Origin of the sequence: Arcanobacterium wilhelmae (genome assembly GCF_029632765.1) — a bacterium.
Lineage (GTDB): Bacteria > Actinomycetota > Actinomycetes > Actinomycetales > Actinomycetaceae > Arcanobacterium > Arcanobacterium wilhelmae.
In genome coordinates, this window is sequence record NZ_CP121247.1 from 770781 (window position 1) to 788038 (window position 17258).

At 59.1% G+C, this 17258-nt stretch carries 21 protein-coding genes and 1 tRNA gene; 19 read left to right on the plus strand and 3 right to left on the minus strand.

Going from position 1 to position 17258, the window contains the following annotated elements:
• Positions 1-43: 43 nt before the first annotated feature.
• The 8 genes from P8A24_RS03345 to P8A24_RS03380 all read left to right on the plus strand — a co-directional run bounded on the left by P8A24_RS03345 (position 44) and on the right by P8A24_RS03380 (position 7191).
• Complete coding sequence (locus P8A24_RS03345) at positions 44-598, plus strand: GNAT family N-acetyltransferase (RefSeq protein WP_278059728.1); 555 nt, start codon at positions 44-46, stop codon at positions 596-598.
• On the plus strand, positions 576-1313 hold the full coding sequence (locus P8A24_RS03350; protein ID WP_278059730.1) for an AzlC family ABC transporter permease: 738 nt from the start codon (positions 576-578) through the stop codon (positions 1311-1313). Before P8A24_RS03345 ends, P8A24_RS03350 begins: the two co-directional genes overlap by 23 nt.
• Entirely contained in the window at positions 1310-1636 is a 327-nt protein-coding gene (locus P8A24_RS03355; RefSeq protein ID WP_278059732.1) for a branched-chain amino acid transporter permease, read from the plus strand. The genes P8A24_RS03350 and P8A24_RS03355 overlap by 4 nt, the downstream gene beginning before the upstream one ends.
• Positions 1637-1697: 61 nt before the next feature.
• Positions 1698-2897 (plus strand): peptidase T, encoded by a 1200-nt coding sequence (gene pepT / locus P8A24_RS03360; protein ID WP_278059735.1) that lies wholly within the window; start codon positions 1698-1700, stop codon positions 2895-2897.
• A 14-nt stretch (positions 2898-2911) separates the two neighbouring features.
• Positions 2912-4483: an aspartate:alanine exchanger family transporter gene (locus P8A24_RS03365; protein ID WP_278059737.1), complete on the plus strand. Its 1572-nt coding sequence runs from the start codon at positions 2912-2914 to the stop codon at positions 4481-4483.
• A 175-nt stretch (positions 4484-4658) separates the two neighbouring features.
• On the plus strand, positions 4659-4940 hold the full coding sequence (locus P8A24_RS03370) for an HU family DNA-binding protein (RefSeq protein ID WP_278059738.1): 282 nt from the start codon (positions 4659-4661) through the stop codon (positions 4938-4940).
• A gap of 149 nt (positions 4941-5089) precedes the next feature.
• Entirely contained in the window at positions 5090-5428 is a 339-nt protein-coding gene (locus P8A24_RS03375) for a DUF3039 domain-containing protein (protein ID WP_278059741.1), read from the plus strand.
• The gene (locus P8A24_RS03380; RefSeq protein WP_278059744.1) at positions 5425-7191 is read left to right on the plus strand and encodes a DEAD/DEAH box helicase; all 1767 of its coding nucleotides are present in this window, start codon (positions 5425-5427) and stop codon (positions 7189-7191) included. Before P8A24_RS03375 ends, P8A24_RS03380 begins: the two co-directional genes overlap by 4 nt.
• 157 nt (positions 7192-7348) lie before the next feature.
• Here P8A24_RS03380 and P8A24_RS03385 read toward each other — a convergent pair whose 3' ends face one another.
• Positions 7349-8704: a nicotinate phosphoribosyltransferase gene (locus P8A24_RS03385; RefSeq protein WP_278059746.1), complete on the minus strand. Its 1356-nt coding sequence runs from the start codon at positions 8702-8704 to the stop codon at positions 7349-7351.
• A 123-nt stretch (positions 8705-8827) separates the two neighbouring features.
• On the opposite strand from P8A24_RS03385, the gene clpS reads away from it, so the two are divergent.
• The 8 genes from clpS to rdgB all read left to right on the plus strand — a co-directional run bounded on the left by clpS (position 8828) and on the right by rdgB (position 14761).
• Positions 8828-9127 carry an ATP-dependent Clp protease adapter ClpS gene (gene clpS, locus P8A24_RS03390; protein ID WP_370870601.1) on the plus strand — a complete coding sequence of 100 codons (300 nt, stop codon included), beginning with the start codon at positions 8828-8830 and terminating at the stop codon, positions 9125-9127.
• A complete protein-coding gene (locus P8A24_RS03395) occupies positions 9124-9858 on the plus strand; it encodes a DUF2017 family protein (protein ID WP_278059748.1) in 735 nt (244 codons plus the stop codon). Before clpS ends, P8A24_RS03395 begins: the two co-directional genes overlap by 4 nt.
• Positions 9855-10670, plus strand: a complete 816-nt coding sequence (murI, locus tag P8A24_RS03400; protein ID WP_278059750.1) for a glutamate racemase — start codon at positions 9855-9857, stop codon at positions 10668-10670. The genes P8A24_RS03395 and murI overlap by 4 nt, the downstream gene beginning before the upstream one ends.
• Positions 10667-11449: an MBL fold metallo-hydrolase gene (locus P8A24_RS03405; RefSeq protein WP_278059752.1), complete on the plus strand. Its 783-nt coding sequence runs from the start codon at positions 10667-10669 to the stop codon at positions 11447-11449. Before murI ends, P8A24_RS03405 begins: the two co-directional genes overlap by 4 nt.
• 93 nt (positions 11450-11542) lie before the next feature.
• A complete protein-coding gene (locus P8A24_RS03410; protein WP_278059754.1) occupies positions 11543-12175 on the plus strand; it encodes an FG-GAP repeat domain-containing protein in 633 nt (210 codons plus the stop codon).
• Positions 12176-12591: 416 nt separating this feature from the next.
• Positions 12592-13275: an SGNH hydrolase domain-containing protein gene (locus P8A24_RS03415; protein ID WP_278060184.1), complete on the plus strand. Its 684-nt coding sequence runs from the start codon at positions 12592-12594 to the stop codon at positions 13273-13275.
• A gap of 146 nt (positions 13276-13421) precedes the next feature.
• A complete protein-coding gene (gene rph, locus P8A24_RS03420) occupies positions 13422-14159 on the plus strand; it encodes a ribonuclease PH (RefSeq protein ID WP_278059757.1) in 738 nt (245 codons plus the stop codon).
• Entirely contained in the window at positions 14156-14761 is a 606-nt protein-coding gene (gene rdgB / locus P8A24_RS03425; RefSeq protein ID WP_278059759.1) for an RdgB/HAM1 family non-canonical purine NTP pyrophosphatase, read from the plus strand. The genes rph and rdgB overlap by 4 nt, the downstream gene beginning before the upstream one ends.
• Positions 14762-14871: 110 nt before the next feature.
• Here rdgB and P8A24_RS03430 read toward each other — a convergent pair whose 3' ends face one another.
• The gene (locus P8A24_RS03430) at positions 14872-15408 is read right to left on the minus strand and encodes a DUF4916 domain-containing protein (protein ID WP_278059761.1); all 537 of its coding nucleotides are present in this window, start codon (positions 15406-15408) and stop codon (positions 14872-14874) included.
• Positions 15409-15584: 176 nt separating this feature from the next.
• On the opposite strand from P8A24_RS03430, the gene P8A24_RS03435 reads away from it, so the two are divergent.
• From P8A24_RS03435 to P8A24_RS03445, 3 genes are all read left to right on the plus strand, one after another.
• Positions 15585-15908, plus strand: a complete 324-nt coding sequence (locus P8A24_RS03435) for a hypothetical protein (protein WP_278059764.1) — start codon at positions 15585-15587, stop codon at positions 15906-15908.
• The gene (gene bcp / locus P8A24_RS03440) at positions 15905-16381 is read left to right on the plus strand and encodes a thioredoxin-dependent thiol peroxidase (RefSeq protein ID WP_278059765.1); all 477 of its coding nucleotides are present in this window, start codon (positions 15905-15907) and stop codon (positions 16379-16381) included. Before P8A24_RS03435 ends, bcp begins: the two co-directional genes overlap by 4 nt.
• A gap of 58 nt (positions 16382-16439) precedes the next feature.
• A tRNA-Leu gene (locus P8A24_RS03445) sits at positions 16440-16520 on the plus strand.
• A gap of 253 nt (positions 16521-16773) precedes the next feature.
• Here P8A24_RS03445 and P8A24_RS03450 read toward each other — a convergent pair.
• A complete protein-coding gene (locus tag P8A24_RS03450) occupies positions 16774-17175 on the minus strand; it encodes a PepSY domain-containing protein (RefSeq protein ID WP_278059767.1) in 402 nt (133 codons plus the stop codon).
• Positions 17176-17258: the final 83 nt, after the last annotated feature.

A 17258-nucleotide genomic window follows, 5' to 3' on the forward strand; every position in this document is an offset into this window, starting at 1 on the left:
ACTCGTACTCAACCAGGGGGAACGCGCTGGTATCCTCGGTGGCATGGACATCAATGCGTCAGATATCACCTCCTTTGATTCGCCTTTTGCTCTCCAGGCTCGCGCTCTCTACCATGAGGCATTCCCGGAAGCAGAACTTGTCCCAGAGGAAGAACTTTTCCCTCTCATCGTGGAAGGGAAAGTGCGAGCAACCGCTTTTCACGATGCTGCAGGTTTCCTTGGCGCCACACTGACAATGAGTGATGCAGACATCCTCTACGTGGTTTTCCTTGCCGCATCTCCTGAGCGACGCGGAAAAGGAGCGGGTGGCTCAATCCTTGATTATTATCAGCGTCAATTCCCACACCATCGCCAGATCCTTGAGCTCGAAACTCTCACCGACCCACACGCACCAAACCCGGAGCAACGGAGCGCCCGCGAACGCTTCTACCTGCGCCATGGATTCCACTATGCGGGCTTTTCTTCAATCGAGGAAGGAGGTGTGTTTGACTTTCTCGTACGTGGGGGCGAGGTCACCCTTGCAGAGGTCAAGACGATGATTGAAGAAGATGTGAGTGCGTGGGAGGTAGAACTCGTTGATCGAAGAAAACGGAACTGAGGAGCAGCAAACCGCGGCGCCGGCGTCGCGCCGCGAATCCATCGGAATCGCCGCCAAAATTTCGTGGCCGATCTTCCTCGCCTACCTTCCGCTCGGCATGGGCTTCGGCGTGCTCATGGCAAAATCAGGCTGGGGGCCACAATGGGCTGGGCTGTCTGCCGCTGTGGTCTACGCCGGTTCACTCGAGTATCTTGTTGTGGTGTTCCTGGGTGGTGGTTTCACGCTCGGTACTGTTGCTCTGATGGCTTTCCTGTTGAATTCTCGCCATATGTTCTACGGGCTTCCGTTCTTGCGCAAGTTCCGAAGCTTCGGCCCGCGTGCCCAGGCGTTCCTGATCTACACACTCACGGACGAAAACTTCGCGCTCCACGCCTCCTACCGGCACGCGCGTGGGGACGAGCGTCTGATTCGTCTCGTCTACTCCGGGCTCACCTACTTCTACTGGGTGTTCTCCGCAGTTCTTGGGGGAGTTCTTGGTGCTGCGCTTCCGTTCGATTCCACCGGGCTCGAGTTTTCCCTGACTGCACTCTTTGTTGTCATCGCGATGGATCAGATCCGTCAACTCGGAACCGTGATTCCTGCAGTCGTTGCCGTAGCTGCCAGCGCAGTCGCGTGGGTTTTCTTTGGCCGCGAGAACTTTCTTCTTCCCGCACTCCTCTTGGCGCTCGTCGGTTTGCTTGCGCTTCGCGGGCTTATCGAGGAGGCCGCGCGATGAGTACCTGGGGAGCCCTGACGATTATCGCGATCTGCGGTGCAATTACAGTTGCGCTACGTGCGTTTCCATTCGTCGTTTTCCGCGGGCGAGAAGTCCCCGCCTGGGTTGAATACCTCGGTTCGGTTCTCCCGATCGCCGTGATGAGCGCGCTCGTTGTGTTTATGGTGCGTCATGTCTCGCCGACGTCGGTCGGCTCGGTCGCGCCCACTGTAATCGCCCTCGCCGTGACGATCGGCGTTCACCTGTGGAAGCGCAACACATCGCTGTCTGTTATTGTGGGAACGCTCACCTATATGGTGTGCGTGCAGGCGATTTTTGTGTGACGTTGCGTTAAACCTGCCTCTGGGCGCGGTGCGGTTGCAGGCGCGGTCCTACCATTTAACCGTGAGGGAAGAACTAATTGAGCGATTCATGCGCTACAGCGCGATTGAATCGCAATCGAACGCAAAGGCTACCGAGGTACCGTCCAGCAGTGGGCAGTGGGAGATGATCCGCCTACTCGAAGCTGAACTGGCTGAGCTTGGTGCCAAACGTATTCATGTCGATGAGCACGCCTGCCTCACCGCCGTCTTCCCCGCAACGGGTACCGGCCCGTCGGTGGGTTTCTGTGCGCATGTTGATACTGCCGACGTCGGGCTCTCGCCGCGCGTCAACGCACAGGTACACGACTATGCGGGTGGTGACATCGATCTTGGACGCGGACCCCTCTCAGTTGCGGATTTCCCCGAGCTGGAGCGGTATGTGGGCGACACCGTGATCACAACCGACGGGACGTCCGTGCTCGGCGCTGATGACAAAGCGGCAATCGCCGAGCTGATGACGGCGTTTGGCCGACTTGGCGATTTTCCTCACGGAGAAGTTCAGATCGCCTTCGTCCCCGACGAAGAGATCGGACTGCGCGGTGCGAAAGTGCTCGATATGAGCCGCTTTAACCCCGATTTCGCGTACACGCTCGATTGTGGACCGATCGGCGAAGTGGTGTGGGAAACGTTCAACGCTGGCTATGCGCGCATTGAGATCGACGGCGTGGCCGCCCACCCGATGAGCGCGAAGGGCGTGCTCGTCAATCCCCTCCTGATTGCCATCGACATCGCCAACTCTTTCAATCGAGCTGAAACTCCCGAGAATACTGAGGGGCGCGAGGGATATATCTGGGTTCAGGAGATGGATGCCGTGCAATCCCACGCGTCCCTCACCCTCAATATTCGTGACCACTCCCGTCAGGGCTACGAAGAGAAGAAATCCCGGATCGCCGCCGTCGTCGATGAAATTGCACGACGAGAGCCGCGCGCCCGCGTCGAACTCGTCCTCGAAGATACGTACGCGAATATTGCCGACTCGATGACGGAGGAAAATCGGGCCGGGCTCACCCGCCTCCTTGAGGCGTTCGAGTACGTCGGTGTCGAGCCGAAACCCACACCGATGAGAGGCGGAACCGATGGATCCTACTTCTCCACACAGGGGCTTTTCACGCCAAATTTTTTCACTGGCGCACATAACTTCCACTCGTTTCACGAGTTCCTTCCCGTCGGGTCGATGGAGCTCGCCACCCGCATCATTCTTCGGCTGGTCACAGCCGCATAACTGAAAGGAATACGTTGATAGAGCTACTTTCGGCGCAGCCGCTTTTGACCGTCTTTCTCGTGGTCACACTCGGCGCGCTCCTTGGAATGGTTCCGTTCGGGCCGCTCAAGCTCGGCGCGGCTGGCGCACTCTTTGTCGGCCTGCTTGTTGGCAACTTTGTGCCAGAGATGGGGAAGACTCTCGGTCTTGTGCAAAGTCTTGGGCTTGGCCTGTTCGTCTATATGGTGGGCATCAGTGCAGGGCAAACTTTCTTCTCGGATCTGCGCCGTCAGGCGAAGTTCATCTTTTCGTCTGTGCTAGTTCTCGGCATCGGCGGCGCGGTTGTGGTGTTCCTCGGAAATCTGCTTGGCCTCTCGCGTGATCTGGGAATCGGCGTTTTTGCTGGTTCCATGACCACCACGCCGGCGCTCGCCGCTGCAACTGACGCCGCCACGAACAAAGACGCCCCTGGCGTGGGCTACGCGCTTGGGTATCCGATGGGTGTGATTGTTGCGATCATTGCCGTCGCGATCGTGGTGGGTCAGAAGTGGAACGAAAAGAACGATGTTCCGTCGCGCGCCGGAGATCACCTCTCGGCCGTTACAGCCATTGTCCATCGTGCCATGCCGGTCCGCGACGTTCCCGGCTGGAAGGAACAGCAGGTGCGGCTGTCGTATCTGCAGCGCGGCGACTCCGTGCGCGTGATTTCGCCCGGTGAAGAGTTTGTGGAGGGTGATCGCGTGGTGGTGGTTGGCATGGCAGCCGACGTCGATGCAGCTGTTGATGCTCTCGGCGAGGTTGTCCCGTCTCACCTAGCGGACGATCGCTCGACGGTTGATTTCCGCCAGTTCCTCGTGTCCAACGACGATCTGGCGGGACGTAGCGTCGTTGAGCTTAACGTGGGAGGCCGCTTTGGTGGTGTGATCACGCGTATTCACCGTGGCGACATCGAGATGCTCGCAGCCGACGACATGCACCTTGAACTCGGAGATCGCGTTCTCGTGGCGTTCCCGCGCCGTGAGTTTGACGCGTTGAATTCTTTCTTCGGCAACTCTGTGCGCTCCATTTCTGAGGTCGACGCGATCCCGATGGGGCTGGGTATGGTCCTTGGCCTTTTGCTCGGCATGGTGCAGTTCACGCTTCCGGGTGGGAGTACCTTCTCCCTCGGTGCTGCTGCGGGACCTCTTGTTGTGGGCATGATTCTTGGCTATCTCCAGCGAACGGGTCCGGTCGTGTGGCAGTTCCCAATGGCCGCAAACCTGACGATCCGTCAGCTTGGCTTGCTCCTCTTCCTGGCCGCCGTGGGTATCTCGTCCGGCCCGGCCTTCGCGCGGACTGCATTCACGCCGGAAGGACTACGAGGGGGCCTTCTTGGTCTCGCGATCGCCGTCGTTGTTCTTGTGCTCACTGCATTGGCGGGCAAATTCCTCGGTCTGTCGGCGCAACGCACTGCTGGCGCCATGGCGGGCATCCTTGGTCAGCCAGCGATCCTTGCCTATGCACAGGGCAAGGTCAACGATGAGCGCATTGAATCGGGTTATGCTGCGCTGTTTGCGTTCGGAATTATCGTGAAAATCATCTTCGTCTACCTTCTCGTTGCGATCTAGCAACTGTTGCGAATGTGACGAAGCGAGAGTAAAAAGGATCAAAACGTGGAAAGAATTTTGCGAATTTCGTGCAACACGCCCGAAAAGTCGCCGTTTTGCCCGCATATCCGTTAGGTTTTTACTTAGCGGTTCATCCGAACCCGTCAGACATATCCGTTTTATCGAGAGGAAAACAATGTCCCTCAACCGCACTGAGCTTATTGCAAAGATCGCCGAAGAGGCCGGCCTGACCAAGACCGACGCCGATAAGGCCATCTCGGCCCTCCAGACCGTCCTCGTTGAGGCTCTCGCCAAGGGCGATTCGGTGAAGATCACCGGCCTCATGTCCGTGGAGCGCACCGAGCGTGCTGCTCGCAAGGGCCGCAACCCCCGCACCGGCGAAGAGATCCAGATCCCGGCTGGCTACGGCGTGAAGATCTCGGCTGGTTCGAACCTGAAGAAGGCTGTCACCAAGTGATTGATCACTCCGAGGTGGCGTTTATGCCTACTCGGAGATAGTACTTCGGAAAAGGGAGGCGCTTAGGCGCCTCCCTTTTCCATGCGAGTGTGGTGAATCCCCGCCTGCTGGGTCTGGGCATCGCGGGGGAGCGGAATTAGAATAGGTCCATGTTCACTACTCCTTCGTTTGGTCCATCTCAGCCTGGCTACCCGGATCCGGGGCAGCCCGAATCTGCCGGCGGCACTGCGGTTCTCGAGGAGGTCCGCGAGGAGGTTGAGCCCGGCGATAACGAGCGATACGCCCACTACGTTCGTAAAGACAAGATCATGCGCTCGGCCGTGGAAGGGCGCCCTGTTGTCGCGCTGTGTGGCAAAGTCTGGACCCCGATGCGTAACCCCGATCGTTACCCAGTGTGTCCCACGTGCAAAGCGATCTACGAATCGATGAAGAACGGCGGAGGGGATTCCTCGTGGCCGTTCGGCCCGAACGTTCCGGGTGAGCAGTGAGCGGCGGGCGTCAAAGCCAGCCCTCACTCTTCTCAGCTGAAAACCTTTCTCCCTCGTATCCCCAGCGCGCTGCTTGGGGTACGGCAGGGAGTCTGCGCGCTTGGCAGGCGGAGGCGCTGGAGCAGTATTTGAACCAGATGCCGCAGGATTTCCTTGCGGTGGCGACACCGGGCGCTGGTAAAACCACGTTTGCTCTGCGTGTGGCCGTGGAGATGATGGCACGCGGTGAGGCCACAGAGCTCACGGTGGTGTGCCCCACGGAACATTTGAAGTATCAGTGGGCCGAGGCTGCGGCGCGCGTGGGTATCCAGCTGGATCCGGATTTTTCGAATTCGCAGAGCGGGCTTGGGCGCTCGTTTAACGGCGTGTGCCTGACGTATGCGCAGGTGGCGCGCGCGCCGATGATGCACCGGCACCGAACCTCCGCGAAGAAGACGATGGTAATCTTGGACGAGGTGCACCACGGTGGCGATAACCTCTCGTGGGGTGACGCGATCCGTGTGGCATTTTCTCCGGCGGTTCACCGCCTGTCGCTCACAGGAACGCCGTTTCGCTCGGATACCTCGCAGATCCCGTTTGTTACCTACGAGCCCGACACTGATGGCATTTTGCGTTCGCGCGCGGATTATTCGTATGGATACGGCAATGCCTTGCACGACGGTGTCGTGCGTCCGGTGATCTTCATGTCGTATTCAGGCGAGATGACCTGGCAGACCAAACACGGTGAGGTATACCAATCCACGCTCGGTGAGGTATCGACGAAAGACATCACAGCGCTCGCATGGCGCACGGCACTCGATCCGAGCGGTGATTGGATCCGTGCGGTTCTCGCTGCCGCTGACGATCGCCTGACGGTTGTGCGCAAGGGCGTTCCCGACGCCGGTGGGCTGGTGATCGCTACGGATCACAAGACTGCCCGTGCGTACGCTGCGATCCTCGAGCAGATTTGCGGCGAGGCCACCACGGTGGTGCTGTCGGATGACGCGACGGCGTCGGATAAGATCGCCGAGTTCTCGGCGAATACGAAGCGTTGGATGGTAGCGGTTCGTATGGTCTCGGAGGGCGTGGACGTTCCGCGCCTATGCGTGGGCGTGTACGCCACCTCCACATCTACTCCGTTGTTCTTCGCACAGGCGATCGGACGTTTCGTGCGGGCGCGTAAGCGCGGAGAGACGGCGTCGGTGTTTCTTCCCTCCGTTGAGGTGCTCCTCGGGCTGGCAGGCCAGCTAGAGAAGGAACGTGATCACGCACTCATCAAGAAAGACAATCCGGACGGCTGGAATGACGACGAGCTTGCGCAGGCGAACCGTGAGGAAACAGCCTCCGACGAGGTCGATGGACCGGGCTACCAGGCACTCTCTTCAGATGTGACGTTTGATCGCGTCGTGTTCGACGGGGCGGACTTCGGCCAGTGGGCTGAGGTTGGCTCAGACGAAGAAGCAGATTTCTTGGGGATTCCTGGCCTGCTTGATCCAGCTGAAGTAACGCAGCTGTTGCGCCAGCATCAGGCTGAGCAGGCGGCGGCATCGAAGAAACGCGGCGATGGCCCCAGCCCAGTGATGGATTCGCGTAAGCGAAGGGAAAAGCGCAAGGAGCTTTCCAAGCTTGTGGCCGCCTTCGCGGCAAAGACAGGCCGCCCGCACGCGCTCATCCACACCGATCTACGCAAAGCCACTGGCGGCCCGGACGTGGCGCGCGCATCCCTCGAACAGATCGAGGCGAGGATCCTTAAGATTCAGCGGTGGTTCGTTGGACGAAAATAATCATTGTGCAGCAGCGGGGCGGGGACAGTTCAAAATCCGTCCGCGCCCCGCTGCTGCACAAACACTGTCGTCCGCAGGCCCCGCCGTCATGCGCGGCTTCAAGACGAAGTTCCAACAGGAGCGTATGGAAATGCCGGGCGGCAGCAGGGTGTGAGGTTTACTCCTCGTCGCCGTCGAAGATATCCTCCAGGCGGGTGGGGATTCCCGGCTCGCCCTCGGACAGGCGCCATGCGGCGTAGGGGAGAGCAGCGCGAGAATTACGGTGACGCTCAGCGGCAAGCGCCAGCGAATCCGCCTCGCGGTACTTTTCATTGATCACGCCGTTTTCGATCAGAGGCACCTGGAGCGGACGGGCGTGTTGCGAGGCCAGGTAGTCGAGCCCCTGCTGGTAATCGCGCGCAGAGACCACGACTTCCTCCACTGCACGGCCTGTTTCGTCGTGACGGCGGCCGGCTACCTTGAGGCCCCCAACCGACGCCTTGTGGTCCGATTTCTTTGCGACTTCCTTCCACGTGCCGTCCGTGTTCTCGCGAGCAACCAGCTTGTAGACGAGCCCCGCCGTCGGGTGCCCGGAACCGGTGACTAGCTTCGTGCCGACGCCGTACGAATCCACGGGAGCGGCACCAAGCGCGGCGATCGCGTACTCGTCCAGATCGGAGGTTACTGTGATCTTCGTGGACGTTGCGCCAAGATTATCGAGTTGTGTGCGTACTGTGAACGCCTGTGCCACCAGATCACCAGAATCCAGGCGCACAGCGCCAAGCTCGCCACCGGCGTCGCGGGCCGCCTTAACGGCCTTCTCTACTCCAGCTGTGACGTTGTATGTATCGACCAGCAACGTCGTGCTCGTGCCCATGGTTGCGATCTGAGCAGCGAACGCTTCCTCCTCCGAATCGTGAAGAAGCGTAAACGAGTGAGCCGCCGTGCCAATCGGCTTGATCCCATACTGGCGGGCAGCCTCAAGGTTGGACGTGCCCGTAAAGCCTCCGATGATCGCAGCGCGAGCGGCCGCAACTGCGGCCACTTCGTGGGCACGGCGGGCACCCATGTCCAGGCACGGACGGTCGTGGGCCGCCGTCGTCATACGCGACGCCGCCGTCGCCACCGCAGAATCGTAATTCAGGATCGACAGCAGCACCGTCTCAAGGATGCACGCCTCAGCGAACGTGCCCTTCACCGTCAAAATTGGAGAATTCGGAAAATAGCACTCGCCCTCCGCATAGCCGTAAATCGAACCAGAGAAACGATAGTTCGCGAGGAAATCGAGAGTCTCTTGCGAAAGGAAACCCTGCTCGCGCAGGTACTCGATCTCTTCCGGGTCGAAACGGAAGTTCTCCACTGCGTCAAGCACGCGAGCTGTGCCAGCAACAACGCCGTAACGGCGCCCGCCGCCCAATCGGCGGCCAAAAACTTCAAAAACAGATTCACGAAAAGCCGTCCCCGAGTGAATTGCCGAGTCCAGCATCGTCAGCTCGTACATATCGGTGAGCAACGCCGTCGAATGTGTGGTCATAGGCACTACGGTAGTGCTCATCGTGTGACCGCGCATACTTTTTAGGAGAAAAACCGCTCAAAATGTGGGTGAATGCGCTGTTGGCGTACCGGACACGCGCCAAATCTTGGGTAGAATTACGCCGTGCCCACAGAAAATACCAACATCGTCAAACCTGAAGAAAACGCGACGGCCGTGCCAAGCAAGGCAACCGGCTGGCGCACCGTCGTGCATAACGATCCCGTGAACCTGATGGGCTACGTTCAATGGGTGTTCGAATCCTACTTCACAATGGATGTGGAAACTGCATACAAATGCATGCTTCGTGTGCACCACCGCGGGCGCGCGATTGTTTCGCACGGTAGCCGTGAGGCGATGGAGAAAGACGCCACTGCCATGCACACGTACGGCCTGCGTGCCACGATCGAGGAGGACGAGCAATGATGGCTTTCCGCCCCGCGCGCGGGGGATACGAGGCACGCGCCACCGAGGACGAGCGCACCATGCTCGCCTCGCTCGCACGCGATCTCGTTCTCATCATGGGATCCGACATTCGGCGCGAGGTTGAGCGCCGCGAAGAAGTCGAGCAACGGCCCTCGGATCCCGAAGCCGATCTTTTCGATGCGCTCGAGTTGGAGCTCGCGGGAGTGGAGGAAGCTGCCCACTCTGCCGTCGACGTCGGGCCCTCCAGTTACGAAGATGGCTTACCCGTCGACCCTGCGATGGAAGCACTCTTCCCGGACATGAGCGAGAACCCTGAATCTGCACACACACTGAGGTCGCTGACGGAGGATTCGATCGCGGGAGCGAAGATCGAAAACCTCACCACGTTCTATATGCAACTGCGTGCGATCGAGACTCCGCAAAATCCGGGCGCCACCGCGATGGGGATCGGAGACCGTGTATGGGTGTCGAACGAGGACGCCCCGTCCTGGCTCGCCTCCCTCAACGACATTCGCCTTGTTCTTGCCACCCGCCTCGAAATCGATTCCGACGAGGCCGCCACTGAAATTTTCGAACGCGCCGGCATGTTCACCACACAGTATTCTCGGCTCACCGACAACGTGCCCGAGGTCGAAACTCCAGAAGACATGATGGCTGTTCTCTACGCGATGGCCACATGGTGGCAGGAATCGCTCGTAGCGTCCGTACGTTCGAAGGAGGCGCGTCGATGAACAACGCACCCATTGGCGTGTTCGATTCCGGGCTCGGCGGGCTCACCGTGGCCCGTGCGATTATCGATCAGCTGCCTGGCGAATCGATCAGCTACATCGGTGATACGAAATACGCGCCGTATGGCCCGCGCCCGATTGCACAGGTACGCGAGCTGGCGCTGGGCGTGATGGACCAGCTTGTGGATCAAGGCGTGAAGATGCTGGTGATCGCATGTAATACGGCCTCGTCGGCCGTTCTCCACGACGCACGCGAGCGCTATCAGCGGGCAGGCATCCCCGTGATCGAAGTGATTCAACCTGCCGTGCGCAGGGCGATGGCCTCGACAAGGAACCGTCACATCGGGGTGATTGGCACTCAAGGCACGATCGGTTCGGGTGCGTACGCGGATGCTTTCGCGGCGGCAGTTGACGTGCGCTTGACCATGAAGGCGTGCCCAGCTTTCGTTGAGTTTGTGGAGCAGGGGGTGACTGCCGGGGCTGAGGTTCTCGCCGCCGCGCAAGAGTATTTGGAGCCTGTTCGCGACGCCGGTGTAGACACGCTCGTCTTGGGCTGCACGCACTATCCGCTGTTGACGGGTGTCATCTCGTACGTGATGGGGGAGGACGTAACCTTGGTGTCGAGTGCGGAAGAGACCGCGAAAGACGTTTACCGCACCCTCATTGCGAACGGTATGCTCGCTGACGCCCCCGAGCCGAACTACCAGTTCATGGCAACAGGCGACCCCCAAGATTTTGGACGCCTCGCACGGCGCTTCTTGGGGCCAGAAGTGACAGGGGCAACGCAAATCTCTCACACGGAGGAACGCGCATGAAGCTCACAGTGATTGGTTGTTCGGGATCGATGTCGGGGCCGACGTCGGCGGCATCCTCGTATCTCGTGCGGGGGCAGGGCGGAGGTTCGATTCTTCTTGATCTGGGCGCCGGAACTATCGGCAACCTTCAAAATCATATTGATCCGCTTTCGCTCGACGCGATTGTGCTCAGCCACCTGCACGCAGATCACTGTGCCGATCTCGCGGCGATGCACGTGTATCGCCGCTGGCATCCGGCGGCGCCCGGCACGCCGATTCCCGTGTATGCGCCTGCGGATGCTGGTGCGCGTCTTCAGCAACTCGCTGATGATTCCGCGTGTGAGGATTATTCACCCGAGTTCGATTTCCATGTGGTCGCTCCGGGAGACACCGTGAGTATTGCTGGGCTCGATCTTGCATTTTCAGCCGCGTGGCATACGGTGCCAGCGGTTTCGATCCGCGTTGAGGATCGCGTGGGCGGGGGACGTGCACTGTACACGGGCGATTCGGACTTGAACGACGAACTGGTGGCGGCGGCGTCGGAAGCGGATTTCGTACTGGCTGAAGCTGCGTTCGAAGAGGGCCGTGATACGGTGCGCGGCGTGCATATGACGGGCATTCGTGCGGGGCAGCTCGCTTCTCGAGCCGCCGACGTCGGTGCTCGGTTCACTGAGAACGGCACGCTTGTCCTCACTCATTTGCAACCGTGGACGAGCGTAGAGAAGGCGCTCGCCGATGCACGCAGTGCGTTTGGTGGGGAAGTGTCGGTTGCGCGTCCAGACGCTGAGTATGAGATTTAGGGCCTGGATTTTACTTATGTGAATAAACGGCGGAAAATTCCTCGGATTTTGCTTATAGTGAATGTGCACATTTACTCATTAATCGGGGGATTTATGAAAGATTTCGCGCGTAAGGTGTTTGCGATTGTTGGCGTAAGTGCGTTGTCAGTTGCTGGCATGGTCGCACCACCGTCTTTCGCACAGTCAAACTCCTCGCAGGCGCAACTTGCGCATCGAGGATCATCTCAGGCCACGGCGTCGGCATCGTGGAGCCTCCAAAACATCGGTACCGGATGGGCGTCGAAAGTAATCACACATACGTTTAATGCGGGTGACTTAGACCGCAACGGGTATCAGGACATGATGCTTACGGATACGAAGGGCGACCTGTGGTTGTACCCGGCGCGATCGAATACGTCGTTCTATCCGCGCAAGCGTGTTGGTTACGGCTGGAACGGAATGCGCGACATTTTCGGCGGTGTTGATTTTAACGGCGATGGGAAAGTCGACATCCTCGGGATCGACAATAGAGGTAATTTGCGCTTCTATGCGGGCCTTGGCAACGGGTATTTTGCGAAAAACCGTGTGATTAACACAGGGTGGAGAAGCGCAAAGAACGTTTCCCTTGCGCAGAAGGGTTTCAATGGGAAGCCCATCATCATGGCCTCATTCAACGGCGTGTTGCGCTCGTTCGCGACCGATGGCCGTGGTCACTTCGCGCGCAGAATCACCTATGGTAGCGGCTAGAACGCTGTTCGCTTGACTTCAATGACAACCGATGTGACGGGTGACGGCATCCCGGATATGTGGGTAGTTCTGAAGAATGGCGAATTGCGTCTCTATGCTCCAAAGGACGGCCGTGGCACTGCGTTCTATATCTACAACAAGCTTTCCACTGGTTGGGGCTCCGTCATTAACTTCCTCCCAACGGCTAATCCGAAAGTGATTAGGGCGGTATTCCCTGATGGGCGGCTGCGACAGTACACGATGCGGTCATTTACGCCTCAGGCGCTTAAAGAGAAAGCACCCGGGTTCACTCCGCGGAAAAACCTACTTCGGCTAAGTTCATCGGCGCCAACACTAACGTTGACTTCACCAATCCTCAAAAGCAGGTGTCGATTCCTTCCGGTCGTGGTTGCCACATTTCTGTGTCATTCTCAGCGGTGACGACGCCGTCTGGCTGTCGTTACGGAAACGGGCGTGGCCCCAAAGTCCTGATGGTCGCTGGTGATTCACACGCCGCTGCGTGGGCTCCCGTGATGGAAACTCTTGCGAACCAGGGTCGATTCACTCTCGAGTACAACACTCGAGATTCGTGCTCCATCCAAGATCGAGGATTGACTGGAGAAAGTACTGAGGTTCCCTCGTGCCTGCGGTGGAAGAAGAATGTTGTGGCGAAGATCAAGAAGAACCCGCCTGATGTTCTGCTCCTGTCGTACTACACCTATACGAAGCCGATCACTCTCGCCGCTCACGAAGCGGCCATGCGCGATTTGCTCCGCCAGATTCCTCGTCACACGCAGGTTGTCTTCATCCGAGATACTCCTCGGTTCAGTGATGACGTCATGCAGTGCTTGCAGCAGAACCTGGACCGTCCTGGTGCGTGTGCAGTTCTGCGTAAGGACAGCGTCGACGAACAGTATTTTCCAATCAATAAGAAGTTGGCGAAAGAATTTGGCGCGAAGGTCTTGGATATGAACGACTACATTTGTGATGCAAACTATTGCTATCCCGCAATCGGTGACACCACAGTGGTGAAAGACGCTCATCATCTTGCTCGCGGATTCGCCCAGAAGATGACTCCCGCATTGTTAGCGGAGCTTCGCAGAATCGGGATTCTTCGATAGTCGAGAGAAGGCTAAGCAAAAGCGTGTTGACGGACCTATCCTGTCAACACGCTTTTGTGTTTTTGTCGGCTGCTTGTGCAAGCAGCCGACTGTTATCTACCAGCGCCGGCCGTCACACCGTCTGTGGAGCGCGTTATGCTTGGAACATGACTGATTTTTCTCGCAAAGATGGGCGTGCCACCGATGAGCTCCGCCCGGTAACGATTACCCGCAACTATCTCGAGGCAGGCGAAGGCTCGGTTCTGGTGGAGTTTGGGCGCACGAAAGTGCTGTGCGTCGCTTCTTTCACGGCTGGCGTTCCGCGCTGGCGTAAAGATTCGGGCCTGGGTTGGGTGACTGGCGAGTATGCGATGCTCCCGCGAGCAACCGATACGCGCAACCAGCGCGAGTCGGTCAAGGGCAAGGTCGGCGGCCGTACCCAGGAGATTTCGCGCCTGATTGGCCGTTCGCTTCGCGCAGTGGTTGATTTCGAGGCGCTGGGCGAGAACACGATCGTGCTCGATTGCGATGTGCTCCAGGCCGACGGTGGCACCCGTACCGCCTCGATCACGGGTGCCTACGTTGCTCTCGCCGACGCTGTGGCGTGGGGAATCGCCAACGGGCACGTTCACCCTCGCGCAGGCAAGCCAGTTCTGCGCGATTCAATTTCGGCGATCTCTGTGGGGGTGATCGATGGCCATCCATGCCTCGATCTGCCATACGAGGAGGATTCGCGCGCGGAAACCGACATGAACGTCGTGATGACAGGCGCAGGCAAGTTCATTGAAATCCAGGGAACAGCGGAAGGCGAGCCGTTTTCACGAACCGAACTCGGCACGCTTCTCGACCTCGCGGAGAAGGGAAACCGTGAACTTGCCAAGCTCCAGGAGTCGGTGCTTGCATGAAGCTGATTCTCGCCACTCACAACGAACATAAGGTCGCCGAACTCGAGGCGATCCTGCGCCCGCTGATCCCTGAACTTGAGGGGCTCGAATCGGCCGCGTCGCTCGGTCTGGATGAACCTTTGGAAAATGCCATTACGTTCGAGGGCAACGCGCTCATCAAGGCGCGCGCCGTTGCACAAGCAGCAGGCGTTCCCGCGCTCGCGGACGATTCGGGCATCGTTGTCGACGTCCTCGGCGGCGCGCCTGGCATCTTTTCCGCCCGTTGGAGCGGCGCACATGGCGACGATGCCGCCAACGTGGCGCTTTTGTTGGCGCAGCTTGCGGACGTGCCGGTTGAGCACCGCGGTGCCGCCTTCGTTTCTGCAGCTGCACTCGTTATGCCGGATGGGCGCGAGTTCACGCAACTCGGCGAGGTTCGTGGCACGCTCCGTTTCGAGCGCTCAGGCAACGGCGGTTTCGGCTACGATCCGATTTTCCAGCCGGAAGGTTTCGAGGTGACGGCGGCCGAGCTCGCTCCCGAGCAGAAGAACGCAATCTCGCATCGCGGCCGCGCCTTCACCGCGTTCGCGCCGGTAATCCGCAGGGAAGTCTTCGGCGCGTAAGCCCAACGAGCCGGTTGTGCACAAGCCGCGCTCCGGCGTCGGGACAACTTGCCGACGCTTGCCGTCGGGAAAACCAAGGATCCGGGCAACTGCCCGGATCCTTCCCGTATTTACAGCCGTTGGCGCTGGTAGCCAAGGTATGCAAGCGCACGGCGGACGATATCGACGTGCCCGGGCGTCATTTCGGAGCACAGCTCGCGAGTGTAAAGATCGCCTGGCTCGAACCAGGTAAAGCCGAGGGCGTCGTTTTGTGGGGAGCAATCCCCAGCGATTGGTACGACGTAGCACAGCGCAACCGCGTGCTGGCGCGGGTCGAAGAATCCCTCGCCGGGGGTGGGGAAGTATTCACCGATCGTGAACGGAACCATGGATGCAGGGATTCTCGGAAGAGCCATGGATCCGAGGTCTTTTTCCAGGTGACGGATCACCGCTGCGCGGACAGTTTCGTGGAAAAGCACCCTGCCGGAAACGATGGAACGCGAGATGGCATCATCGCCGCCTTGGAGCAGCAACCCGACCGCCTCGACCTCGCCAGATTCGCCGAGGCGCACCGGCACAACGTTCACATAGAGCATCGGCACTTTGTTGCGAACAAATTCGAGTTCTTCCGGGCTGAGCCACGAGGCCATTTCTTCCATCTCATCCATATCGTCATTGTGCTCTCTTCAGGCGGGGGAAAGACAGGCTGTGCGCCAGCGGTGAACGGTGGCGCGGAAAGTGGAACGAACATTCTCGCGTGGTCTGCTGTGTTCTGGAAGGTCTGCCGTCATGTGGCGTGCCGCGTCCGCGCGAGCCTTGGTCAAAGCCGTGGCATGATGGAGGTATGAAGAAATATGAAAAGCCGATGATGGCTCTCGCGCTTGCCTTTTCCACGGTGATGGTGCTGATCGGCTGGTACACGTTGGTCAAATCGGATTGGAACTGGATGGTTTCGATCTTGGTGTTGGTGTCGACTGCGCTCGCTGCGGGTGCGGCGTGGGCATTCTCGTCACGATTCCTGCATGGTGTGGCCGGGTGCATGCTCGGCGTTGCGTTCCTGACGCCGACGGAGTTCGGGCTGGTCCCGATGATCGTAGGCTTTGTGCTGTTCGCGCTTTTGGTGAGTTTGCGGCTTTTCAACGAGTTGGAAAATGGAGGACAACGATGACGTTTGAGGTTGGGCTCAAGGCTCCGGATTTCACGCTGCCGGTAGCTGGCGGCGGCGAGGTAACGCTGTCGCACGTGTTGGCTGGCGCTGAGAAGGGCGTGATCGTGTACTTTTATCCACGCGCGATGACTCCCGGGTGTACGAAGGAAGCGTGTGATTTCCGTGATAGCGAGAATTCATTGAAGAGCGCTGGCTATTCGGTGATCGGGATTTCGCCGGATTCTGTGGAGCGGCTCGAGAAGTTCACCGCGAAGGAAGCGCTCAATTTCCCGCTGGCATCCGACGAGGATATGGCTGTTGCTACCGAGTGGGGCGTGTATGGCGAGAAGAAGAACTACGGCAAAGTGTCGATGGGGATAATTCGTTCGACCTTTGTGATCGACCCCGATGGTACGTTCTCTCAGGTGATGTACAACGTGAAAGCGACGGGGCACGTTGCTCGCGTCCGGAAGGCTCTCGGCATCGACGAGTAAGGTTTCATGGTTCCCCGGTTTTCCTTTCCCGACGTCGGCGGCTATGCTGGGGGAGCACGCGCGAGTGGCGGAATTGGTAGACGCGCTAGATTTAGGTTCTAGTGTCTTTGACGTGGGGGTTCAAGTCCCCCCTCGCGCACAACGACGCAGGGTTTTCTGCGAGGCCGAAGGCCTCGTGAGAAAACCCCAGGAAGTTGTGCTGAAATTCCCGAAGGGAATTCCATAGCACAGCAAAATGGCTCTGTATCAACGAAAGATACAGAGCTATTTTTCTACGTACACACCCGCGTACACACAGGGCAAGATAAATGGTCTCAAACGGCACTCAACACCAGATGGTGGCCGGCATTTTCGCCGGCCACCATCGTGTTGTTCGCTGAGAGGTTGGGTTTTCACTTGTCGCAGGGCACGTCCAGGGTGGTCACGTCTGCGTCGGTGGGGCACTCGATTTTGTGATCGTCGAGTACCTTGCCGTTGTCGCCGTGGACGGTGACCCAGTGCTCGGTTCCGCCGGCTGCCACGACCACGTCCCAAGCGACGGTGTTTTCGTCCCACGGGAAGGCTTCAGCCTGGACGACCTTCCCGCCGGGGTGGGCTGCGAGTGCCGTCTTTTCGGCGTCGGCCTTGGTCACCTTGGCGTGGGTTGCCCAATTGTCACAGTCGGCGCAGGGAGCCGTGGTTGACGACGTCGGAGCCGGGCTCGGAGCGGACGCTGCGTTTGCGAGCTGGGCAGTGCCGGCGACTGCGCCTGCGGCGAGGATGCCGGAGAGGATGATTGCCTTGATATTTGCCATTGGTGTGTCCTTTCGTTGTGTTCCAATGTGCCTTAAGTGTGCCGGGTACTTCCTGAATGCCCGCTGAATCGCCGCGTTGACCG